The organism is Ruegeria sp. HKCCA5839 (assembly GCF_013035585.1).
Taxonomy (GTDB): Bacteria; Pseudomonadota; Alphaproteobacteria; order Rhodobacterales; family Rhodobacteraceae; genus Ruegeria.
Map to the genome: position 1 here is coordinate 137,314 of NZ_WQIE01000006.1, position 23,148 is coordinate 160,461.

The following is a 23,148-nucleotide window of genomic DNA, read 5'->3' on the forward strand; positions in this document are numbered from 1 at the left end:
TTGACACAAAATACCGGGCCAATGGACTGCGGCCACGCGCAACATTTACTGCAAAGCGCGGGCTGATCCGGGCAATTTTGTTATTCCGCTGCCTCTGCGTAGTCTTCCATAGGCGGGCAGGTGCAAACGAGGTTTCGGTCGCCATAGGCATTATCGACGCGATTGACCGGTGGCCAGTATTTATCGACCCCCATCGAGCCCGGAGGGAAGCACGCCTGTTCGCGCGTGTAAGGCCGATCCCAGTCACCGACCAGATCGCGCACCGTATGGGGGGCGTTTTTCAACGGGTTGTTCTCGGCGTCGATCTTGCCGTCAATGATATCCTGCGCCTCGGCCCGGATCGACAGCATGGCGTCGCAGAACCGATCCAGCTCATCCTTGGGCTCGGACTCGGTGGGTTCGACCATCAGGGTGCCGGCCACAGGCCAGCTCATTGTTGGTGCGTGGAAGCCTGAATCGACCAGCCGTTTGGCCACGTCATCAACCGAGACATGCGCCTCGGCGTCCAGCGGGCGGGTGTCGAGGATACATTCATGCGCCACACGACCCGTCTCGGAGGTGTAGAGGATCGGATAAGCATCCTTGAGCCGCGCCGCGATGTAGTTGGCGTTCAGGATCGCCACCTTGGTCGCCTGTGTCAGACCGGCACCGCCCATCAACAGCACATAGGCCCAAGAGACCGGCAGGATCGAAGGCGACCCAAACGGGGCCGCCGAGACCGGACCCACGGCGGTGCCATATTCCGGGTGGCCGGGCAGATGCTCGGTCAGATGTGCCTTGACGCCGATGGGCCCCATGCCGGGGCCGCCACCGCCATGCGGAATGCAGAAGGTCTTGTGCAGGTTCAGGTGACTGACATCGCCGCCAATATCGCCGGGGCGCGACAGACCCACCATGGCGTTCATGTTCGCGCCATCGATATAGACCTGACCGCCGTGATCATGGGTGATCTGGCAGACCTCTTGCACCGTGGTCTCGAAGACGCCGTGGGTCGAGGGGTAGGTGATCATGCAGCCCGCAAGATTGTCGCTGTACTTTTCCGCCTTGGCGCGGAAATCGTCCAGATCGATATTGCCGTTTTCGTCAGACTGCACCGGCACCACCTGCCAGCCCACCATTTGGGCCGAGGCCGGGTTGGTCCCATGGGCCGAGGTCGGGATCAGGCAGACATTGCGATGCCCCTCGCCCCGCGCGATGTGATAGTTTCGAATGGTCAGAAGACCCGCATATTCGCCCTGCGCGCCCGAGTTGGGCTGCTGGCTGATCGCGTCATAGCCGGTGATCTGGCACAACTTGTCGTTCAGGTCGTCGATCATCTCACGATAGCCCTGCGCCTGATCTTGCGGCGCAAACGGGTGCAGATTGCCAAACTCGGGCCAGGTGACCGGGATCATCTCGACCGTGGCGTTCAGCTTCATGGTGCAGGACCCCAGCGGGATCATTGCGCGATCCAACGCCAGATCGCGGTCGGCCAGACGGCGCATATAGCGGGTCATCTCGGCCTCGGCCCGGTTCTTGTGGAAGATCGGGTGCGTCATATAAGGCGTCTCGCGCAGGGCGTAATCAGGCAAGCGATACGCCACGATCGTGCGGTCGACCTTACGGTCAATACCAAAGGCGCCCCAGACAGCCTCGATGGTCTCGGAGCGGGCCTGCTCGTCCAGGCTAATGCCAACCTTGGTCTCACCGACTTTACGCAGGTTTATGCCGCGCGCGACGGCGGCCTCCATGACCGTTTTTTGCAGGTGGCCGACTTCGACCGTGATCGTGTCGAAGAACACTTCGGGTTCGACCGAGAACCCTGCCTCTTCCAATCCTATGGCCAGACGCGAGGTCTTGCGGTGCACCGATTGGGCAATCGCCTTGATGCCATCAGGGCCATGATAGACCGCATACATCGACGCCATCACTGCCAACAGCGCCTGCGCGGTGCAGACATTCGAGTTGGCTTTTTCACGGCGGATATGCTGTTCGCGGGTCTGGAGCGACAGGCGATAGGCCTTGTTGCCCCGGCTGTCGATACTGACCCCGATGATACGGCCCGGCATCGATCGTTTCAGCTTGTCCGTCGTCGCCATATAGGCAGCGTGCGGGCCACCATAGCCCATGGGCACACCAAAGCGCTGGGTCGAGCCGATGGCGATATCGGCGCCCATCTCACCGGGTGATTTCAGAAGCGCCAGCGACAGGATGTCGGCGGCGACGATGGCAATCGCCTTGTGCTCATGCAACGCCGCTATCTCAGCGGTGAAATCGCGCACATGACCATGGGTCCCCGGGTACTGGAAGATTGCGCCAAACACCGCGCCTGCGTCCAGCGTGTCGGGGTCGGCAACCTGCACGTCGATGCCCAAAGGCTCGGCCCGTGTTTTGATCACCGCGATGGTTTGCGGATGGCAGTTCTTGTCGACAAAAAAGGCCGCGTTGTTGGCTTTGGAGCGGCCGCCACGCTTGGCCATCGCCATCGCCTCGGCGGCGGCAGTGGCCTCGTCAAGCAGCGAGGCATTGGCCACGTCCAACCCGGTCAGATCACTGACCATGGTCTGGAAATTCAGAAGTGCTTCGAGCCTGCCCTGGCTGATTTCTGGCTGATAGGGCGTATAGGCGGTGTACCAGGCTGGGTTTTCCAGGATGTTGCGCAGGATCGGTGCGGGCGTGGTGGTACCGTAATAGCCCTGCCCGATCAGCGAGGTCAGAACCTTGTTCTTGCTTGCCACCTCTTTCATATGAAACAGCGCGTCGCGTTCTGTCATCGCCGGGCCCCAATCCAGCGGCTCTTTTTGACGGATCGCGGGTGGAACGGTGGCGTCGATCAGCTGATCCAGCGTCTTGAAGCCGATAACCTTGAGCATATCGCGCATTTCGGTCGGGCTGGGCCCGATATGGCGGCGGTTGGCGAAGTCATAGGCTTCGTAATCGGTCAGTTTGAAAGCCATGTGGTGCGCTCCTCACGGATAGGTCAGGCCCGGCGGAGAGTGCGGGAGCTTCCGGCGGGAGTATTTGAAAAAAGATGAAGAGGCGGTCTCGCGAAAGAACCGCCACCGGGTTCTAGCCGATGAATGCCTTGTAGCCAGCCTCATCCATCAGATCTTCGAGCTGCGAGGCGTCCGTGATCTTGATTTTGTAGATCCAGGCTTCGCCTTCTGGGTCGTCATTCAGAGCGCCGGGATTGTCTGCCAAGGCTTCATTCACTTCGGTGATCTCGCCATCCACCGGGGCATAGAGCTCGGACGCGGCTTTGACGGATTCAATCACGCCGATCTCACCATCTTTTTCGAACTCGTCGCCAACCTCTTGCTGTTCCACAAAGACCACGTCGCCCAACTGTTCGGCAGCATGTTTGGTGATGCCCAGCGTCGCGGTATCGCCGTCGACATCGATCCATTCATGCTCTTCGGAGTAATAGGTTGCCATCTTGTCTCTCTCCTGACTTCAACGCTTGTAATTCTGTTTGACGAAGGGCAGCGCCACGATCTCGGCTGGTTGCGGTTTGCCCCGGATAATAAGGTTCACCGTCTCGCCGGGTTCCGCATGACCTGCCGACACATAGCCCATTGCAACCGGGCCGCCGACTGTTGGGCCAAACCCGCCCGAGGTGATCTGGCCGATGGAGGCGCCATTTGCGCTTTGGATCTCAACACCCTGACGGGCAGGCGCGCGGCCAGCGGGTTTGATCCCCACCAGCTTACGCGCTGGTCCCTCAGCCAGTTCGCGCTGGATCCGCGCGGCACCGGGAAAGCCACCCTCTTCCTTGCGGCGCTTTTGAATCGCCCAGCCCAGGCTGGCCTCTATGGGCGAAGTTGTCTGGTCGATGTCATTGCCGTATAGGCACAGCCCGGCCTCAAGCCGCAAGCTGTCGCGCGCGCCCAGACCGGCGGGTTCGCAATCTTCGTGGGCAAGAAAGGCACGTGTGATTCCGATGGCCTTGTCTTCTGGGATCGAGATCTCATACCCGTCTTCGCCCGTATAGCCCAGACGCGAGATGCGGCACTCGACACCGTTGATCTCGGCCACAGTGGTTTCCATGAATTTCAGGTCACACGCGGCAGGGCAGAGCGCGCCCACGACGTTTTCCGCTGCAGGGCCTTGCACCGCAACCAAGGCGCGGTCGAAGATTTCAATGACTTCAACGCCATCGAGATTGTCGCGCATATGCGGGATGTCTTGATGGCGCAGCGCCGCGTTCACCACCAAGAAGTATTGATCTCCTGCGTTCGACACGATCAGGTCGTCCATGATCCCGCCATTCGCATTGGTGAAAAACCCATAGCGCGCCTTGCCCTCTTTCAGGGTTGCAAAGGCTTGCGGACATAGGGTTTCGAGCTTTTCGCCCACGGCATCGCCACGCAGGATCACCTGGCCCATATGCGACACGTCAAACAGAGCGGCCTTTTCGCGGCATTGGTTGTGCTCTGCCATGATACCCGCCGGGTATTGGACCGGCATTTCCCAGCCAGCAAAATCGACCATCTTGCCCCCAAGCTCGACATGCAGGTCGTATAGGGGTGTGCGCTTTACATCGGTCATGGCGGATACCTTCTTGCTGTATCTATCGGTCCGAATGCATTTGTGTCAGTCTGCCTCAAGCCGCACAGATTGCAAAGATTCCACTTCGTGTCAGACGAAACAGCCTTTGTTGAACAGAGCGGTATGCGGGCGTATGCATCGCTGATGTTCCTATAGGAAACTTTTTTCCGTTAGGCAACACGCCTTGTGCTGGCTTTTCAAACCCAGAGTAAATCTCTTGTGACCGCGGAATGCCATTAAACGCGATTTTCGCGACCACCCCACTGATTGGTATGGGTTTTTGGGGACAGGCGAATCTCAGCTGCTGAGCGACCGAACCGCATGATCCAATACGTTGAGGCCCGCAATCAGGTCCGCATCATCCGTGTCTTCTGCGAAATCATGGCTGATTCCATTGATCGAGGGGACAAAGAGCATCGCAACAGGCATCAGCCGGGACACGTTGGTGGCGTCATGCAAAGCGCCTGACGGCATCCTGCGCCATTTCCCCGAAGCCACCTGTTCTGCGCCCGTTTCCAAAGCCGTCCGTAGGGTCAAATCCATGGCCACAGGCTCCAACCCGAGAAGCGTGCCATAATCGAGGGTCATACCGAGGTCGTCCGCCACCTCTTGCGCTGTTGCGCGAATGATCTCTTCCATCCGGGCCAGGCGATCGACATCACCATCGCGCCACTGCATCGAAAACCGCACGCGCCCGGGCACAATGGACGAGGCATTGGGGTGCAGGTCGACGCGCCCGATGGTCCACACGGTTTGCGGAGTGACCACGTTGCGGAACCGGTCGTTCAGTTGTGTGTTGAACAACGACAGCGCCTGGAACGCGTCGCGCCGCAAGTGCATGGGCGTGGTTCCGGCGTGGTTCTGCTGACCCTCGAAGGTAATCGTCATGTCACGAATGCCGACGATATCGGTCACCACGCCGATAGTCTCGCCCGAAGCGTCAAGCGTTGGGCCCTGTTCGATATGCATTTCGATGAAACCCGAGAACCGGTCGGGATCAACGAAATCTTGCGACAGATCAGCCATCGCGCCGCGCGCTGCGTCAAAGCGGATGCCTGCACCGTCGGTCAGCGCATCGGCCTTGTCCAATGGCAATCCGCCCGACCAGACGGCCGAGCCGGTGGTGACGCCGAACCGCCCTTCTTCGTCCTGAAAGCTGACAACAGAAATAGGCCGTTCGCTGGATCGCGCGATTTCCAAGGCCGCGATCACGCCCAGCGCGCCGTCCAGCCAGCCGCCTGCGGGCTGGCTGTCGGAATGGGATCCCATCAGCAGCGAAGGTCCATCTGCCAAGCCAAACAGGTTGCCGACAGGGTCAAAATGGGGGGTCAGACCCGCCTCGGTCATGCGCCCGGCCAGCCACTTGCGTGCCGCGATATCGGCCTCGGAATAGGCGGGGCGGATAACGCCTTTGCCAACGCCCGAGGCCCCAAATGCGCGCAAGCTGTGCAGGTCGTCGATGAAACGCTGATGATCGATGGCCATAAGCCCCCCTGTCGATCTGATTGTCGGGCCAAACATAATCGTAAACCGCCCCGGCGCGAGGATTTTTTGGTCCAGCGTTCAAACCCCTCTGGTCCCGGGTGGAAAGCTGCCCTAAGACTTGGCCGCAAGAGGGACCGACATGTCACATATTACTTTGGTGCGTCACGGGCAGGCAAACACGGCAGCCCGCGACGAGGTCAGCTATGACAAGCTCAGCGATTTGGGGCACCAGCAGGCGCGCTGGCTGGGCGCGCATCTGCGCGACACCAACATCTACTATCCGCGTGTCTATTGCGGAACTCTGACCCGCCATGCCGAAACCGCCGCCAGCATGGGATTGTCTGAGCCGGTTCAGGATGCGCGATTGAATGAGATCGAGTATTTCACTCTCGCGCAGTTGTTCGAACAACAACACGGCGTGGCGATCCCCACGGACCGCGAAGGATTTGTCGAGCATCTGCCCAAAACCTTTGCCGCGTGGGCTGGAGGAGAGATCACGGATGCGCCCGAAACGTTTGAAGAGTTCGAAACCCGTGTGAGCGATGCGCTGCGCGAGATTGGCACCGAAGGGGGGCCAGCAATCATCGTGACCTCGGGCGGGTTGATCTCGATGGTGGTGCGGCAAGCGATGGGGCTGGATATACCGTCTATGGCGCGGGTGGCTCTTGCCATCATGAACACCTCAATGCATCGTCTGCATCCGATCGGGGCGCAGCTGAGCCCGGTTCTGTTCAACGCCGTTCCCCATCTGGAAGCGCCCGACCGGCAATACGCCCAGACCCATCTGTAAGGAGCCCTCTGATGCAGCTTTATTACGCCCCGCGCACGATCTCGGTTGCCGTTGCGATTGCCCTGGAAGAGGCAGGGTTGGACTATGAAGCGGTCAAGCTGGATTTTGCCGGTGGCGAGCAGATGAAGCCCGCCTATTTGCAGATCAATCCCAAGGGCCGCGTGCCTGCCCTGGCGGTTGATGGTGGCATCCTGACCGAGACTGGCGCGTTGCTGGAATATGTCGCGGCCAAAGCACCGCAAGCCGGTCTGGTGCCAACAGACCCTGTGTTGGCTGGCCGTATGCGTGAGGTGATGTTCTATCTGGCGTCGACCATGCATGTGAACCATGCGCATAAGATGCGTGGGCATCGCTGGGCGGATAAAGAGACAAGCTGGGAAGACATGGCTGCAAAAGTGGCCGAAACGATGACAGCGTCCTGCGACTATGTCTGCGCAAACGGTCTGCGCGGGCCGTTTGTTTTGGGTGAGGCATTCTCATTGGCCGACGCTTACCTCTATGTGGTGTGCAGCTGGCTGGAAGGCGACGGGGTCGATGTCTCGGCCTTTCCCAAAATCGTCGCGTTCCGCGAGGCGATGGAGGCGCGCCCGTCTGTTCAAGCCGTGCGTGCGGCTGGAATGCTCTGAACAAAAGGAAACGCGATGACACATCTCTGGGTCCGGGCAGAACAGCGCCCGAACGAGGAACGGGTCGGGTTGACCCCTGACGGGGCCGCAGCGCTGATCGCAGCGGGTATTCGCGTGACCGTCGAAGAAAGCCATGTCCGCGCCATTCCCATCGAAGGTTATAAACAGGCGGGTTGTGACATCGCGCCTGAAAATACCTGGCCGCAAGCGCCAACGGACGCGATCATTTTTGGCCTGAAGGAACTGCCCGAGGACGGCTCTCCCCTACCCCACCGCCATATCATGTTCGGCCATGCCTATAAGGGCCAGCATTCCGGCCGCGCCTTGCTGCAACGGTTCAAGGCCGGGGGAGGTACGCTCTATGATCTTGAATATCTGGTGGACGAGGATGGACGGCGTGTCGCGGCCTTTGGGTACTGGGCGGGCTATGCCGGGGCCGCCGTAACTTTGAAAACTTGGGCTGCGCAGCAACGCGGGCAGGAATGCCCGCCTGTGGGTGTCTATGCAGACAAAGACAGGTTGAACGCCGAGCTTCTGGCCGAGCTGGACGCAACGGGTGCGGCCCGACCCAGCGCCATTGTCATCGGTGCCTTGGGGCGCGTCGGAACCGGGGCCTCTGACCTGTGCGAAGCCATGGGTGTCACCGTCACCAAATGGGATATGGCCCAAACCGCCAGTGGCGGACCGTTCCCCGAAATCCTGGACCACGATCTGTTCCTGAATTGCATCTTTGCGCGACCGGGCACACCGGTCTTTGTCCCACGTGATGCTTTGACAGCCGAGCGCAAACTGACTGCGATCGGTGATGTCGCCTGTGACCCGGACAGTGACTATAACCCGGTTCCGGTCTATGACCGGGCTACGACTTGGGACGCACCGGCGTTGCGTGTGGCCACAAACCCTGTGATGGACGTCATGGCGATCGACAACCTTCCGTCGATGCTGCCGGTTGAAAGTTCACAAGACTACGCGGCGCAACTGCTGCCCTCGCTGCTGACTCTGGCCGATCTGGACAAAGGCGTCTGGGGCCGGGCAGAAGCAACCTACAAAACGCATATGAGAGGGATCTGAGCAATGACGATTCACTGGTGTGGCACCGGCCTGTCGGCCATCCCCGGCTTGCGCCGCCTGATCGAAGGTGGGCACAAAGTCACCGTCTGGAACCGGACCATCGAAAAGGCCAAGGCCGAGATCGGCGATCTGACGGACGATATCCACGCCTTTGACATCGAGGCTTTGGGCAACGTGCTGGAGCCGGGCGATGTGATTGTGTCCATGCTGCCCGGTGACTGGCATGTACCACTGGCCGAGCTGGCGATCTCGAAACAGGCCAATTTTGTCTCGTCGTCTTACATCGCACCCGAAATGTGCGCGTTGGACGACAAGGCGCGCGAAGCCGGAGTGGCGCTGGTCAACGAGGTAGGTCTGGACCCGGGCATCGATCACCTCATGGCCCATGCGCTGGTTTCCGACTATCGCGCCTCGGACGCGTTTGATGCGCAAAACCACCTGAGCTTCATTTCCTATTGCGGCGGTGTTCCCAAGATCCCCAACCCGTTTCGGTACAAATTCAGCTGGTCGCCGCTTGGGGTGCTCAAGGCCCTGCGGTCGCCATCGAAATCCATCCGCGATTACGCGCCGCTGGATGTTGCCCGCCCCTGGGACGCGATTACCAGCTATATCGCGCCGCTGCCCACGCCGGAAAGCTTTGAGGTCTATCCCAACCGCGACTCGATCCCGTTCATGGCCGAATACCAGTTTGAAGAGCACTGGCCGGTCAAGGAATTCGTCCGCGGCACGTTGCGCCTGAACGGATGGGCGGATGCCTGGTCAGATGTGTTTGCCGAGATCGAAACCCTCTCGGGGCCAGAAGGCGATGCACGGCTGAAGGAAATGTCCGATCAGTTCTGGGCCGAAAACGCCTATGACGCCGATGAGCCCGACCGCGTGGTTCTGTGCGTGGGTCTGAAGGCCGAAAAAGACGGCGTGCCGGTCTGGCACAAAACCTATGTCATGGACGCCTGGGGCGACGCACGCGGCACAGCCATGGCGCGCCTGGTCTCGGTCCCCGTGTCACTGGCGGTCGAGGCCGTACTGAACCGCGCCATTCCCGCCGGTGTTCACGCAGCCCCCAGCGATCCGAAACTGGTGCAGGACTGGATGGCCCAAATCGACATTCTGGCGCAGCATTTGCAAGTGGTGGATCATCTGGGCTGACATCGCTCGCACCAGTGCAGTTCAGGACAGAGGTCTCAGCTTTCCAAGCGGTGATGCGCCCAGCGTAGGGCGTTGTTGACAATATGGCTTGGATAACTGCGTTTCAGGTCGTCTTCCAGCCTTTGTTCCCACCAGTTCGTCTCGATTTCCACACGCGCTGCACGAACACAAGTTAGCGTATCGTGCAGTTCCTTGAACGTGTTCGGATAGCGACCCGACCTGCCATTCACAACTCCATCCAAACTACGCTTATAGGCCAACACAAGCCCGCTCTGCACTGGAGAGGTTTGATAAAGATAGTTTTCAACCGCTTGCGAACTTTCGTCCCACGGCCACGCCGGAAACAGGGTAGGTAGTCTTTCGATCGAGGCCCGGCAGCTTTGCGGAGCACCTTCATCCTGATGGGCAGGAAAAAGCATTGGGCATTGCGGACCATCCAGGTTGCAGGCTTTGAAAAAGTCTCGCCGATTACGGCGGTTCTCGGTATCGGCAACAACACCGCCAGCAAAAGCCAGCGCAGCGCTGTGATAGTCTTTTTCCTTCAAACGGATCCGGCCGATCCTATTCCAGGCCCAGACCCCGGCGTCGTAGTGTTCGGTGACGTCTTCTAGGAATGGTAATATCTCATCATGACGGTTCATTCTGCTCAGCAGTTTGACCTTCGTCTGCAAACTCCAAACGTCATTTGGCTGTAACTCTAGCGCGCGATCAACAGCCACCATTGCTTCAGCGTAGTCTTCTGTTTTTACAAGGACAAATGCCTTCCACCCCCAAGGTATATAGCTGTTCGGAGTTTCTCTGATCGCAAGCTCAGATTCGGCCCGCGCGGCGTCCCAGTCTTTCAACTGCATGAAAGCCCGCAATTTGTGACGATGAATCAATGACCGTGTTGTCGGGAAAACCGCGCTCCATTTCAATAGAGTGTCACACGCCGCAACAGCATCCTGCGGATGGCTGTCGATTAAATTGCATGTCCTGACAATCTCGCGGTGTTTATCACCAAAATGCAAAACCGCGCCTGACGCAGCGATCAGAATGGACGCAATGATGAGCGTGAACGACGACACCCGAAATTTACCGAGCAAGCTTTTTATCTGCATTCAAACAGCTATGAATTGAGTTCTTCGCCATCAACTCGGGGCGATACAATGCACATATTTGAACTTCGCAAGGTGTCGAAATTAAGACCTAGGATCTGACGCGGATCGATTTTTGAAGAAAAAAGGCCAGCTCCGAGGGTCAGAGTGGCCTTTTGGTTAATCGATCTGTCACTTTGGTGTTCCTTGCCGTCAGATGTAGCGGTTGATCGTTTCCTCTACATCGCTTCGATTGATCCCCAACTCAGCCAGTTGGTGGTCCGTTAATCCGTTCAACTGTTGTGCGGCGACGACGATGTCAGCTCGGACGGCTTGAATGCGCATCGCGCGGTCGAACAAGAGCAATGTACTTGCAGGCGGGTAGGATTGGGTATTGGGGTCTAGGTCGAACATATCTGTTCCTTTTTGACTCGTTACATCTGAAACTTTGGCGAAGTTGGCTTCACCGTTTGAGCGATGCTGGGTCGTAAACGGAGTCGTAGGCCCGTTGCGCAATCTGATCCCGAGGGACACCGATATCGTTCAACTGCTGATCCGAGAGGTTGCTCAGCTCTCTCTCAGTCTTGGCGACCAATCGACGGCGATACTGCGCAACCTTTGCTTCAGCGTAGTCCGAGAACAGCCCGTCGAAAATCCCGCGCTGCGGGGTGAGTATTCCTGCATTTTGCATAATGCGTTCCTCCTGGTTTGAACTGTGTTTCCGTCACACTTCAAATAAAGGAGGTGGTTCTGAAGATCGCCAAAGCAGCGCATTAAGCTGCGTTAATGTTGATTGGTAGAGTTGGCCTTCGGCGAAACACACTACATCAGATCGTTTTCCACGTCTTCAGCGGAAATGCCCAGCGCATCCAGCCCGTTTTCAAGGTGATCCGACATATGAGGTGTGCCGATGAGGTAGTCCGCGCAGGGAGTCGAGGCCTCGGACCTGGCGGTTGCGATGGCTTCGGCCAGATCGTCTGTGTCGAAGCTTTCGCGCCCGATCCACATGATCGCCACCAGCTCGGCTTGTTCGTCCTCACCCATTCGGTCAATAAAGGCACGCAACTCACCTTCGGCGCGATCCAACTCGCGCCCCATCATCGCAACTTGCGCCACTTTCCGTGCCGAGATTTCCAGCATCTGTCCAAACTCCTTGCGTTCGCGGTTTGGTCAGAACCCAATCACCATCAGGCGGCGCCGTCTTTGATCTTGCGCAATTCGGTGCCGGGGCCTGAAACGGGGTGATCAGGAACCGGCGCGCTGCGGAACGGACGGAACCGAGCCTTTTTGACCCACAGTTTGATCGCCTGCCACAGGATCAGCATAAACGTCCGCCGCGCACCAAAAGGGCGACGCAGGAAAGACCAAAGGATCACGCGGTTGGTCAACGGAGCGCGTTGCCCGGTCAATGTGGCTATCAGACCTCCGTTCTCGCGCCCATAGTCGATCCACACTCCGACCCGCTGATCACTGTAGTCAAAGCGAAAGGTGTATTGCCCCTCGATTTCTTGAAACGGTGAGACATGCATCCGCTTGGTCGCAACAATTCGATCAGAAGGAGTGATCGGCGACAGGTCAGGCTTGATGCAGAGATAGCTGTGGCGGGTGCCGTAGGTATTTGTCACTTCGGCAACGACAGCAAACATGTGGTCATCGGCGTCGAAACAGAACCAGAAGCTTACCGGGTTGAACACATGGCCCAGCACACGCGGTTGGGTCAAAAGCGTCAGTCTGTCGGGCTGAGCTAAGCCGTGCGCGTCAAAGCACTCGCGCACCCAAACCGCGCCCCGTCCCTTATGCGGCTCGCCACCATGATCGCGATTGCGCCAATTGGTGACGTTGGCGCGGTTGATGGAAAACAAAGCGGGCGTGTCATTCTGCGCCTCGGGGTCGAACAGGATGTAGTCGATGGAATAGCGAAACGCGTTGTCGATCGCACCCTTGCGGCCGTGATAGGTATGGCCGGCGATATGATCGATCTGCGTCATTCCTATTCTTATCCCATTCGGCCTGTAAAGCGCTCAAAAGCCTTATATTTCTTCGATCAAGGATGCTCTGCATTACGCAGTCTAAACAAAATTGGATCATTTTCGACGGTGAAAGTGATCCGGCTTGGGTCAGACAACGTAATGTGGTTATGTTTACCGAGATCGACACCGTGACCTTGGACGATCCTGCGCCGCCCGTCGGCGTGGCGAAAACTGTGGTCACAAAACGTATCAAGGGCAAACAGGTGAACCGAACGGCTGACAGTTGCAACCCAGAACCAGAGTGGGTGGGCCATGTCAGGCGCATTCGGGACGGGCAGGATCAGGCGGCTTTTGCCGAGCTGTTCCAGCACTTCGCGCCGCGCATCAAGGCGTTCCTGATGAAATCAGGATCGGATGCCGCGCTGGCCGAGGAATGTGCGCAAGAGGTCATGGCGACCCTTTGGCACAAGGCGCACCTGTTTGATCCGTCCCGGGCAACCGTGGCCACTTGGGTTTTCACCATTGCCCGAAACAAGCGCATCGACGTCTTGCGCAAGCAACGCCGCCCCGAGCCCGAAGATCTGGGATGGGGCCCCGAGGCCGAGCCGGACCAGGACGATGTGATTGCGCTGCAACAGGAAACCGCGCAGCTGCGTGACGCGTTGACCGCGTTGCCTGAGGCGCAGAGACAACTGATCGAGAAAGCCTATTTTGGCGATCTGAGTCACCGCGAGATTGCCTCGCAAACCGGATTGCCGCTGGGCACGATCAAATCAAGGATACGGCTGGCACTGGATCGCCTGCGCCACGCAATGAACTGAGATGACGATGATGAAGAAGGACATAAAACATCACCTGACGGATGACCTGCTGATGGCCTATGCCGCAGGCTCGCTGCCCGAGGCGTTCGACCTTATGGTCGCCACGCATATCTCATTGTGTGACCATTGCCGCGCCCGCGCGGAAAGCTTTGACGCGGTGGGCGGCTCGGTGCTGGAAGATCAGGCAGCTGATATCACAATGGGTCAAGAGTCGCTGGCGGCGACCATGGCCATGATTGCGCAGGGTCAGCCGACCGCTAAGCCAAAGCGCTCTGATTGTTCCGTCTTACCGACACCGCTTCAGGATTATGTAGGCGGCGACGTGAATTCAATCCGGTGGAGACCGATTGGCATGGGTGTCAAACAAGCGATCCTGCCGACGACGCGGGATGCAACAGCGCGCCTGTTGTTTATCCCTGCGGGCACTGCTGTGCCGGACCACAGTCACAATGGCATCGAACTGACGATGGTGCTGCAAGGGGCCTTCTCGGACGAAGTCGACCACTTTGGCCGTGGCGATGTCGAGATTGCAGATGAACATCTGGAGCACACACCAGTCGCAGACATTTCAGAAGATTGCATCTGCCTGGCGGTCACCGACGCGCCACTGAAGTTCAGCAAGCTGATGCCACGTCTATTCCAACCGTTCCTGCGGATCTGAGTCTGATCTATCTTCCGCAAGGCAAGGAACCCTAAAAGGAGTGTGCGCATGTTCGGAAGATTTGTTTTGGCGTCAGCCTTGATCACCTCTGCTTCCATCGCGACGGCCCAAATGAAAGCCGACGTCAAATTCGCACCCGGCAATTTCGGTACCATGGTCAGCGGCACAATCACCGGGGACGAGTATTTCGACTATAGCTTGGGCGCATCAGCCGGTCAGGAGATGTTTGCTGAGCTTCAGGTCAGTGATACCAATGGCAACGGGGTGATCTATTTCAACATCCTGCCCCCCGGCAGTGATGGAGAAGCGATCTATATCGGCTCGATCAACGGCAACACCGCCCGGGTCGATCTGCCCGAAAGTGGTGACTATACGATCCGGGTCTATCTGATGGGCAATGATCGGGACACAGGCAAAACGGTCGGCTACAACCTCGACCTGTCGATCCAGTAAGGCCTAACCTTCGGATTTGCCAAGCGGTACCACATTCGTGTGGTCGTCGGGCGCCAATTCCTCGAAATCGAAATTGTCCAGACGCTGCGCCCGGCGCCCGGCCTTTTCAGCGCTGATCTTGATGTCCGAAATATCCTTGGCCGCCTGACCGAAATGGCGGTCGAGGTTGGACACGCGCTCACCCAGACGTTCCACATCCTTGTGCAGCAACCCAAGCTCCTTGCGGATCGCCCCCGCCTGTTCACGCATACGCGCGTCTTTCAGGATTGCGCGCATCGTGTTCAGGGTGGCCATGCATGTGGTGGGCGAAACGATCCAGACGCGTTTTGAAAAACTCTCCTGCACCAGTTCGGGGAACTTTGCGTGTAGCTCGGCATAGACCGCCTCGGACGGCAAAAACATCAGCGCGCCATCTGCGGTTTCGCCATCCAGAATGTATTTCTCGGCAATATCGTTGATGTGTTTGCGCACGGTCGAGCGGAACATCTGCACCGCTGCTTTCAGCTCCGCATCATTGGTGGATCCGATCAGGGCCTCATAGGCCTCCAGCGGGAATTTGCTGTCGATCACAATCGGCCCCGGAGGGTTTGGCAGGTTAATCAGACAATCCGCCCGTCGCCCATTCGACAACGTGGCTTGCAACTGGAAACTGTCCGAAGGCAGTGCCTTGGAAACGATGTCGTTCAGCTGAATCTCTCCAAACGCGCCGCGTGTCTGTTTGTTCGACAGGATGTCTTGCAATGACAGGACGTCGCCCGACAGTTTGGTGATATTGTCTTGCGCCTTGTCGATCGCGGCCAAACGTTCTTGCAATTGCGTCAGCGAGGTCGCGGTTTGTTTCGAAGAGCCATGCAGCGATTCCTTCATCCGTTCTTGCATTTCGGCCAGCGCGCGGGCGGATTTCATCGCATTGTCGGCCAACCGGTCATTCATCTGCTGCTGCACCGATGACAGGCGCGACTCGACCGTCTGGATCACCTGCACCTGAGCATTGGCCTGTGTGTCCGAGACATGTTTGAGCCCACCGCGTAACTGCTCTTGCCCCTGCCCCAACTGCTGCACATGCTGACCCAAATGCACCATCTGCCGGGCCAAGGGTTCGGCCATCCGGGCCGAGCGGTTCGAGGCGCGCAGCGACAGGAACAGCAGCAGCAGGATCAGCGCGACCACCCCGCCACCGATCAGCACAGCAGGGTCATTCAAAGCCACTTGAGTTCCAGCAATCTCGATCATGTCGCCTCGGATGTTCTTGTTTTATTCTTCATAGCCCGGCATGACTGTCGGATCAACTGCGCCCAAACAGCCGTTCGATATCGGCCAGCTTCAACTCTACGTATGTCGGCCGCCCGTGGTTGCATTGGCCGGAATGGGGCGTCGCCTCCATTTCGCGCAGCAAGGCGTTCATCTCTTCCGCGCGCATCCGGCGACCTGACCGGATCGAGCCGTGACAGGCAACCCGGCTCAGGATCGCCTCGATCCGGGCTTGCACCATCTGGCTTTCTCCCTGATCAGCCAGCTCATCCAGGATATCCAGGATCATCGCGTGGGCATCAACCTCACCCAGAATGGCCGGGGTTTCGCGCACGGCAATGGCACCGCCGCCAAAGGGCTCCAGTGTCAGGCCCAGCCGCGACAGATCCTCGGCCACAGCCATAAGACGGGCACAATCCCCCTCGGACAGTTCCACAATCTCGGGGATCAGCAGCGCCTGCGCGGCGACGCCATTTTCACCCATCTGGGTTTTGAGCTTTTCATAAACCAGCCGCTCATGCGCGGCATGCTGGTCGACGATCACCATCCCGTCGGCGGTCTGGGCGATGATGTAGTTCTCATGCACTTGGCCGCGCGCAGCACCCAAAGGCAGGTCCTCAGAAGCAGCCTCGGACACAGGTTCAGGCGCAGACTCGACCACATGGCCGCTATAGTCGCGCGACATCTCGGCAAAACCCGGCGCCTGCGCCTGATAGGCCGCTTGGCGCGCTGCAGGCGAGGGCCTGTCCATCTGATAGACACGTGCCGGCGAGGGCTGCGCCGTTTCAGGTCGCATCGCACCCAAAGTCGCATGCGCGACAGTCGAAGATGCCCGGTGCCCGGCCTCGGCCAATGCGTGGCGCAGGCTCGAAACGATCAACCCGCGCGCGACGCCGGGATCGCGGAACCGCACTTCGGATTTCGCGGGATGCACGTTCACATCCACCAGAGTCGGGTCGCAGTCGATGAACAGCGCCGCCGCCGGATGGCGGTCGCGGCTGAGGAAGTCGAAATATGCCGCGCGCAGCGCGCCCGTCAGCATCTTGTCGCGGACCGGACGGCCATTGACGAACAGGTACTGCGCCACCGCTGCGCCTCGGGAATAGGTCGGCAACGCCGCATAGCCATAGAGCCTGATCCCGTCTCGTGTCGCATCGATCCGCAGCGCGTTTTCCGCAAATTCGCGCCCGATCACCCGCGCCAGACGGGCGTGCAGAGCGTCAAACAGATCGCCGTTTTCCCGGTCGGCCCGAAAACTCACACGGCCTTCACCTCCACCCGAAACATCGCGCAGGGTAAAAGTGACCGCCGGTTCGGCCATCGCCAGGCGCTTGACCGTGTCAGAGATCGCCTGCGCCTCGGCCCGGTCGGTACGCATGAATTTCAGACGCGCGGGTGTGGCAAAGAACAGATCACGCAGTTCAACGACGGTACCAGCGCGCAAGGCGGCAGGTCTCACCGCGTCCATCTTGCCTCCCGACACCTGGATCTGGGCCGCATCCGCGCCGGGAACGCGGCTGGTGATGGTCAGCCGACCCACAGCCCCCAGTGAGGGCAGAGCTTCACCCCGAAAACCGAAAGTGTGAATGTTGAGCAGATCTGAGCCGTCGATCTTGGACGTTGCATGGCGGGACAGTGCCAGCGGCAAATCTTCCGCTGCAATACCGCACCCGTCATCCGTCACGCGAATCAGGGTTTTGCCCCCATCAGCGATATCAATCGCGACCCGGCTTGCCCCTGCATCAATGGCATTTTCCACCAGTTCCTTCACCGCCGAGGCCGGTCTTTCCACCACCTCGCCCGCCGCAATCCGGTTGATCGCAGCATCATCCAGTTGCCGGATAACGGGTCGAGCATCGCTGATATTGGGGTTCGTCTGAGCCATACCCCAAAACCTAGCACAGCGCTGTGCGATTCTGCCAGCGGCATGGATCGAGGTTTGAGTAGAAGAATTGAACCTCGCCCGACCTATTGCGCCATACCGCAGGGCGGTTAGGGGTCGAGGCGCGACAGGTCGGACGAGGTCAGGTGAGTGGTGGCTATATTGTTAACACTTTAATTGCATTAGCATATCTTGAAACACAAATCTGTTCACAGACCTAAATCGTTTCAGAACGAGCAAAGATCAGCCTATCGTACCCAAGCGCAGGTGGCAGCAAGCTGCCAATTCAAGCGCTAGATTGCGCCCCAACCCGGTGGCGACAAGGGCCCAAGGCGGCGCAGACGGCCAGAATCACACCCGATACGGTCGCGATCATACCCGCAGCGCTGACCGCGTCCCCGGCACCAAGCCATAGCGGGCCATAGCCTGCCAGAACATAACCCAAGATGGCCGAGAGCGTCGCAAACAAAACGCTCCACCCGATTTGAACTTCGAGGCGGTTTGTCATCATTCGGGCCGCTGCAGGTGGGCAGATGAACATGGCAATCACGATAATCGAGCCAACCGCATCGAACGCGGCCACTGCGGCAACGGCGGCTGTGATCACCAGCGCCAAGCTCAGCGCACCCGTACGGATGCCCATGGTCCGCGCAAAGCCTTCGTCGAAGGTCGATATCTTGAGCGGCCTCCAAAGCACCCAGATGAACAGGCAAACCGCAATCAGCGTCACGGCAATGCGCGGCAGCTCGGGCGGCAACCCGGCAAGCGCGACAGGATCCAGCAGCGAGGCCCAGCCGCTCGCGTCCAGCCAGATCAGGCTTTCTAGATTGCCGTAAAGCGCATGTTCAACATCCAGATGCACCGTGGATGTGTCGGTTTGCTCCAGCAGCAGCACACCCCCCGCGAACATGGTGGTAAACACCACGCCCATGGCAGCGCCTGCCTCGATCTGGCCCAACCGGCGGACAGCTTCGATCATCACGACTGCCAAAATCGCGGCGCCTGCGGCCCCCAACATCATCGGCCAGGTCGAGATCGTTCCGGTCAGCAGGAAAGCCACGACAATGCCCGGCAGGACCACATGGCTGATCGCGTCTCCGATCAGGGCTTGCTTGCGCAAGACCAGGAAGTTCCCGGGCAAGGCGCAGGCTATTGCCGCAAAGGTGCCGATCAGCATGGGCGTCAAGGAGAGGGGAACAAACTCTGCGCCGCTCATGCCGGAACCTCTTTCGGTGCTCCGATACGGCGGTCAATTTCAGCAATCTGGTCCGCGGTCAGGACGGTTTCGATATCGCGCAACCCGTTGTAGAGCGCCGCCACGGCCTCATGCGCCTGATCAGCGCGGACAATTTCCCAACGTTTTTCGTCGCGCAGGGCTTTGGCCGCCCGCGCTTTGCCAGCCTCGGTGGCCACCCCGTCAGCACGGATCAATCCAGCGCGCTGCAACAAGCGACGGGTCAGCGGCTCATAGATTTTTTGCCCCTGTGCCATGGCCAACAAACCCTGACGAATGTGAACGCGGCGTTGAAACCGGAAATGGCGCAATAGGGCGGCAAGCACGCCACGTACCGGTGCAAACAGGATCGACAGCAGGAACAGCCCGAACGCTACCAGAACGATGATCGGGCCCGTTGGCAGGTTCGGGGCCATTGCGGACAGGGCCGCGCCGACATAGCCAGACATCCCTCCGGCGAGCCCTGACAAAAGCACCACATGCTCGGCTCGTTCCGACCAGAACCGCGCGGTAACAGGCGGGATGATCAGCATGGCAACAATCAGGATCAGCCCCACGATCTTGAGGCCCACAACGGTCACCGCCATCACCAGCCCCATCATCGCCAGATCAATGCGATGAACCGCCATACCTTGCGCGGCGGCATAGTCCGGGTCGAATGCGACTATTGTCATGGGGCGTCGGATCAACATTACAAGCGCCAAGGTCGCTGCTCCGCCCAACGCGATGATGACCGCATCGGCCCAAAGCATTCCGGCGGTCGAGCCCAGCAAGAACCCCTCTAATCCGGCCTGACGGCCCATACCCATGGTTTGGATAATTGTCAGCAGCACAATGCCAAAGCCGAAGAACACCGAAAGTACCGCGCCAATCGCTGCGTCTTCGGCAAGCCGGGTGTGACGCGTCAGCCAGTTCAGGCACAGCAATCCAACCCAGGCCGATAAGGCAGAACCAGCCAGCAAAGCCAAAAGGTTGCGCCCGTCGCCACCCAATAAAACCATAACCATAAAGGCAAGGCAGACACCGGGCAGGGTTGCGTGGCTGATCGCATCGCTCACCAGCGCTCGTTTACGCAGAAACAGAAACGTGCCGGTCACCCCGGCGGACACGCCCAGCAAGCTTGCACCGATTGCGACCAGCGTGGCGTTATAGCCGAGTTGAAGGGTCAGGGCGTCCCAGAGCATCGCTACCCTGACGCGCGCGAAATCTGATCGATCTGAGCCGTGGCCAGCCGCCCGCCATAGGCGGTTTGCAAGTTTTCTGCGGTGAAGGCCTCGGCCACCGGACCCTCGGCCACTTTATGCATGTTGATCAGGAATACATGGTCGAAATAATCGGTGACCGTCGCCAGATCGTGATGCACGACCACGACGGTTTTATGAGACTGCTTCAGAGATTTCAGAACCGAAATGATCGCCTTCTCGGTTGCTGCATCCACCCCGGCAAAGGGCTCATCCAGCAGATACAGATCGGCATCCTGGGCCAAAGCACGGGCCAGAAAGACCCGCTGTTGCTGGCCGCCTGACAGCTGGCCGATCTGGCGATCCGCGAAGTCGCGCATTCCCACACGGTGCAGACAGTCCATCGCCCGTGCCCTGTGCCGCGCGCGCACCCGGCCCAACAGACCCAACTGTCGCGACAGACCCATCAGGACAACGTCGATCACCCGGGTCGGGAAATCCCAATCGACGCTGGCGCGCTGCGGAACGTAAGCGATGCGCGCGCGTTGATCTTCCAGCGGGTAACCAAAGACACTGACCTGCCCGGACAACGGTCTCACGATGCCCAAGGCCGCTTTTAACAGAGTCGATTTTCCGGCCCCGTTCGGCCCTATTATGGCAGTCATGGCGCCGGGCTGCACCGTCATATCCACCGAGAACACAGCGGGTTTCTGGCCATAAGACACGGTCAATCCGCGCACGGCCAAGGGGCTGGCACTCAGATCGGGGTCTTCAAGCGTCGCGCCTTGATCTGCGGCCAGCTCCAGCATCATTCAAAACCCGGCCGTCAGATTGCCGTTCAGCCCACGTTCGGGCACATCGGCACCCAAAGCGCCCGCAATCACGGTGATGTTGTGATCCAGCATCCCGACATAAGTGCCCTCATAGGTGCCGGGCTCGCCCATGGCATCAGAATAGAGCTCGCCACCGATTGTCACCTCATGACCCTTGGCTGCTGCACCTTCGATCAGCGCCCGCATGGACCGGTCCGAGACCGAGCTTTCCACGAATACCGCCGTCAGTTGGCGATCAACCAAGGTGTCGACCAACTCGCCAATGCGATTCAGCCCGGCTTCGGACTGGGTTGAGATGCCCTGAACACCCATAACCTCATAGCCGTAGGCCGCACCGAAATAGCCGAATGCGTCATGGGCTGTCAGCAGCACGCGGCTTTGTTCAGGCACTGCGGTCAGGGCTTGTTCAGCATAAGCGGTCAGCGCATCCAACTCGGCCAGATGGGCCTTGGCATTTTCTGCAAACACGCCGGCGGCCTCGGGCCGTGCTTCGGTCAGGGCGGCCTGCACCGTTACTACGACCTCAGCCCACAAGGTCGGGCTCATCCAGACATGCGGATCGTATTTGTCAGCATAGTCGTCATGGGCGCGAAGCTTGGAAGGATCAATGCTTTCCGCCACAGCGATTACTGTCTGTTTACGGGACAGGTCGTGAAAAAACTGCTCCATCTGCGCTTCCAGATACAGCCCATGCCACAGAACAAGATCCGCGCGCGTCATCGCGACGATGTCGCTGCGGGTCTGACGATAGGCATGAGGGTCAACGCCGGGGCCCATCAGGCCTTTGACCTCGACCTGATCACCTCCGACCTGACGCACAGCATCTGCGATCATGCCAGTCGTGGCCACAACTTTCAGAGGAGCCTCAGCCCAAGCGGCAAAGGGCACCGACGCGGCAAAAGCCAGCGCAGCAAGAAAACTGCGGCGAATCATGGTCCGACCTCACATTAATGTTCCTGTTACAGTAGAATATGAGAACGGTTCGCAACTAAGTCAACGCTATTGCGAATTATTCGCAACAAAAATTGCAGTTATTTTTCCAAATGGTCAAAAATTTGCCCATCCAGTCGCCGAGACGCCTTCCAATTGATGCCGTCCCGTGCGAATTTGGCGCAAACACCCCAAAGGATGTGACTATGGAAACGCAGAGCTCAGATAGCCCCGTGCGCACCGCGCATCTGCCGCAAGTGACCGAACCGCGAAATCCCGGCATGGATCTGGATCTGGACTGGGTGCGCGCTGTGCAGGTCAACACCTCGGCCATTGAACGCCGCGCAGCCACACTGCCCGGTCGGCGCTCGGTCAAGAAGGACTTTCAGGCGGCGTGGCTGCTCAAGGCCGTTACGATGATCGACCTGACGACGCTGTCGGGTGACGACACAGTAGGCCGGGTGCGCCGCCTATGCGCCAAGGCGCGCCAGCCGGTTTCGCCGTCTCTGCTGCAAGCCATGGACATGCCGCCGATCACAACCGGCGCTGTCTGTGTGTATCACGATATGATCGAAACGGCTGTTTCCGCGTTGGACGGCACCGGCATTCCCGTGGCCGCTGTATCGACGGGCTTTCCTGCCGGGCTATCGCCCTTTCACCTGCGCGTGGCCGAGATCGAAGAAAGCGTGAAAGCCGGGGCCGAAGAGATCGACATAGTGATCTCGCGCCGTCATGTGCTGTCGGGCGACTGGCAGGCTTTGTATGATGAGATGAAGGCCTTCCGCGCCGCCTGTGGCGATGCCCATGTAAAGGCCATTCTAGCCACCGGAGAGCTGGGCAGCCTGCGCAACGTCGCTCGCGCCTCGCTGGTTTGCATGATGGCGGGCGCCGATTTCATAAAGACCTCGACCGGCAAGGAAAGCGTCAATGCGACCCTGCCTGTGTCTCTGGTGATGATCCGCGCCATCCGAGACTATTACGACCGCACCGGCTATCGCGTTGGTTACAAACCCGCAGGCGGTATCTCCAAGGCCAAGGACGCGTTGGTCTACCTGTCGCTGATCAAGGATGAGCTGGGCGACCGCTGGCTCGAACCCGACCTGTTCCGCTTTGGCGCCTCATCCCTGCTGGGTGATATCGAGCGGCAGTTGGAACATTACGTGACGGGCGCGTATTCGGCCGGTTACAGGCACTCGATGGGCTGAGGAAAA

The 23,148-nt window shown here is 59.1% G+C and carries 23 protein-coding genes; 8 read left to right on the top strand and 15 right to left on the bottom strand.

From position 1 onward, the window contains the following. Positions 1 to 80: 80 nt before the first annotated feature. From gcvP to GOV38_RS16310, 4 genes are all read right to left on the bottom strand, one after another. Positions 81 to 2,936, bottom strand: coding sequence for an aminomethyl-transferring glycine dehydrogenase (gene gcvP, locus GOV38_RS16295; RefSeq protein WP_171209158.1), 2,856 nt, complete (start codon positions 2,934 to 2,936; stop codon positions 81 to 83). A gap of 112 nt (positions 2,937 to 3,048) precedes the next feature. Then, complete coding sequence (gene gcvH, locus GOV38_RS16300; RefSeq protein ID WP_171101523.1) at positions 3,049 to 3,414, bottom strand: glycine cleavage system protein GcvH; 366 nt, start codon at positions 3,412 to 3,414, stop codon at positions 3,049 to 3,051. 18 nt (positions 3,415 to 3,432) lie between these two features. Then, positions 3,433 to 4,527, bottom strand: a complete 1,095-nt coding sequence (gcvT, locus tag GOV38_RS16305) for a glycine cleavage system aminomethyltransferase GcvT (RefSeq protein WP_171209159.1) — start codon at positions 4,525 to 4,527, stop codon at positions 3,433 to 3,435. A 297-nt stretch (positions 4,528 to 4,824) separates the two neighbouring features. Continuing rightward, positions 4,825 to 6,012 carry a Zn-dependent hydrolase gene (locus tag GOV38_RS16310; protein WP_171209160.1) on the bottom strand — a complete coding sequence of 396 codons (1,188 nt, stop codon included), beginning with the start codon at positions 6,010 to 6,012 and terminating at the stop codon, positions 4,825 to 4,827. Between the two features lie 139 nt (positions 6,013 to 6,151). Between GOV38_RS16310 and GOV38_RS16315 the strand changes: the two genes are divergently transcribed. From GOV38_RS16315 to GOV38_RS16330, 4 genes are read left to right on the top strand one after another with little or no spacing between them, the layout of a single operon-like run. After that, on the top strand, positions 6,152 to 6,802 hold the full coding sequence (locus GOV38_RS16315; RefSeq protein ID WP_171209161.1) for a histidine phosphatase family protein: 651 nt from the start codon (positions 6,152 to 6,154) through the stop codon (positions 6,800 to 6,802). 11 nt (positions 6,803 to 6,813) lie between these two features. Then, entirely contained in the window at positions 6,814 to 7,428 is a 615-nt protein-coding gene (locus tag GOV38_RS16320) for a glutathione S-transferase family protein (protein WP_171132042.1), read from the top strand. 15 nt (positions 7,429 to 7,443) lie between these two features. Further along, positions 7,444 to 8,499, top strand: a complete 1,056-nt coding sequence (locus tag GOV38_RS16325) for a saccharopine dehydrogenase (RefSeq protein ID WP_171209162.1) — start codon at positions 7,444 to 7,446, stop codon at positions 8,497 to 8,499. A 3-nt stretch (positions 8,500 to 8,502) separates the two neighbouring features. Beyond that, a complete protein-coding gene (locus GOV38_RS16330) occupies positions 8,503 to 9,645 on the top strand; it encodes a saccharopine dehydrogenase family protein (RefSeq protein ID WP_171209163.1) in 1,143 nt (380 codons plus the stop codon). Positions 9,646 to 9,680: 35 nt separating this feature from the next. On the opposite strand, the gene GOV38_RS16335 is transcribed toward GOV38_RS16330, so the two are convergent. From GOV38_RS16335 to GOV38_RS16355, 5 genes are all read right to left on the bottom strand, one after another. Then, a complete protein-coding gene (locus tag GOV38_RS16335; RefSeq protein ID WP_171209164.1) occupies positions 9,681 to 10,745 on the bottom strand; it encodes a M48 family metallopeptidase in 1,065 nt (354 codons plus the stop codon). A 189-nt stretch (positions 10,746 to 10,934) separates the two neighbouring features. Then, positions 10,935 to 11,135 carry a DUF1127 domain-containing protein gene (locus tag GOV38_RS16340; RefSeq protein ID WP_171101539.1) on the bottom strand — a complete coding sequence of 67 codons (201 nt, stop codon included), beginning with the start codon at positions 11,133 to 11,135 and terminating at the stop codon, positions 10,935 to 10,937. A gap of 49 nt (positions 11,136 to 11,184) precedes the next feature. Next, complete coding sequence (locus tag GOV38_RS16345) at positions 11,185 to 11,412, bottom strand: DUF1127 domain-containing protein (protein WP_171132035.1); 228 nt, start codon at positions 11,410 to 11,412, stop codon at positions 11,185 to 11,187. Positions 11,413 to 11,543: 131 nt separating this feature from the next. Then, a complete protein-coding gene (locus GOV38_RS16350) occupies positions 11,544 to 11,861 on the bottom strand; it encodes a DUF3775 domain-containing protein (protein WP_171101542.1) in 318 nt (105 codons plus the stop codon). 47 nt (positions 11,862 to 11,908) lie between these two features. After that, positions 11,909 to 12,709: a DUF1365 domain-containing protein gene (locus GOV38_RS16355; RefSeq protein WP_171209165.1), complete on the bottom strand. Its 801-nt coding sequence runs from the start codon at positions 12,707 to 12,709 to the stop codon at positions 11,909 to 11,911. 149 nt (positions 12,710 to 12,858) lie between these two features. On the opposite strand from GOV38_RS16355, the gene GOV38_RS16360 reads away from it, so the two are divergent. From GOV38_RS16360 to GOV38_RS16370, 3 genes are read left to right on the top strand one after another with little or no spacing between them, the layout of a single operon-like run. Further along, positions 12,859 to 13,512, top strand: coding sequence for a sigma-70 family RNA polymerase sigma factor (locus GOV38_RS16360; protein WP_171209166.1), 654 nt, complete (start codon positions 12,859 to 12,861; stop codon positions 13,510 to 13,512). 10 nt (positions 13,513 to 13,522) lie between these two features. Further along, on the top strand, positions 13,523 to 14,173 hold the full coding sequence (locus tag GOV38_RS16365) for a ChrR family anti-sigma-E factor (protein WP_171209372.1): 651 nt from the start codon (positions 13,523 to 13,525) through the stop codon (positions 14,171 to 14,173). A 48-nt stretch (positions 14,174 to 14,221) separates the two neighbouring features. Beyond that, the gene (locus GOV38_RS16370) at positions 14,222 to 14,626 is read left to right on the top strand and encodes a hypothetical protein (RefSeq protein WP_171101551.1); all 405 of its coding nucleotides are present in this window, start codon (positions 14,222 to 14,224) and stop codon (positions 14,624 to 14,626) included. A gap of 3 nt (positions 14,627 to 14,629) precedes the next feature. Here the strand turns inward: GOV38_RS16370 and GOV38_RS16375 are convergent, their stop codons facing one another. From GOV38_RS16375 to GOV38_RS16400, 6 genes are all read right to left on the bottom strand, one after another. Then, a complete protein-coding gene (locus tag GOV38_RS16375) occupies positions 14,630 to 15,859 on the bottom strand; it encodes a DNA recombination protein RmuC (RefSeq protein ID WP_171209167.1) in 1,230 nt (409 codons plus the stop codon). Positions 15,860 to 15,911: 52 nt separating this feature from the next. Next, a complete protein-coding gene (gene mutL, locus GOV38_RS16380; RefSeq protein WP_171209168.1) occupies positions 15,912 to 17,762 on the bottom strand; it encodes a DNA mismatch repair endonuclease MutL in 1,851 nt (616 codons plus the stop codon). 283 nt (positions 17,763 to 18,045) lie between these two features. Next, positions 18,046 to 18,975 (bottom strand): metal ABC transporter permease, encoded by a 930-nt coding sequence (locus GOV38_RS16385; RefSeq protein ID WP_171209169.1) that lies wholly within the window; start codon positions 18,973 to 18,975, stop codon positions 18,046 to 18,048. Continuing rightward, positions 18,972 to 20,177 carry a metal ABC transporter permease gene (locus tag GOV38_RS16390; RefSeq protein ID WP_171209170.1) on the bottom strand — a complete coding sequence of 402 codons (1,206 nt, stop codon included), beginning with the start codon at positions 20,175 to 20,177 and terminating at the stop codon, positions 18,972 to 18,974. Before GOV38_RS16390 ends, GOV38_RS16385 begins: the two co-directional genes overlap by 4 nt. A gap of 2 nt (positions 20,178 to 20,179) precedes the next feature. Next, positions 20,180 to 20,983 carry a metal ABC transporter ATP-binding protein gene (locus GOV38_RS16395; protein WP_171209373.1) on the bottom strand — a complete coding sequence of 268 codons (804 nt, stop codon included), beginning with the start codon at positions 20,981 to 20,983 and terminating at the stop codon, positions 20,180 to 20,182. 3 nt (positions 20,984 to 20,986) lie between these two features. Beyond that, the gene (locus GOV38_RS16400; protein WP_171209171.1) at positions 20,987 to 21,940 is read right to left on the bottom strand and encodes a metal ABC transporter solute-binding protein, Zn/Mn family; all 954 of its coding nucleotides are present in this window, start codon (positions 21,938 to 21,940) and stop codon (positions 20,987 to 20,989) included. Between the two features lie 203 nt (positions 21,941 to 22,143). Between GOV38_RS16400 and deoC the strand changes: the two genes are divergently transcribed. Further along, the gene (gene deoC, locus GOV38_RS16405; RefSeq protein ID WP_171209172.1) at positions 22,144 to 23,142 is read left to right on the top strand and encodes a deoxyribose-phosphate aldolase; all 999 of its coding nucleotides are present in this window, start codon (positions 22,144 to 22,146) and stop codon (positions 23,140 to 23,142) included. Positions 23,143 to 23,148: the final 6 nt, after the last annotated feature.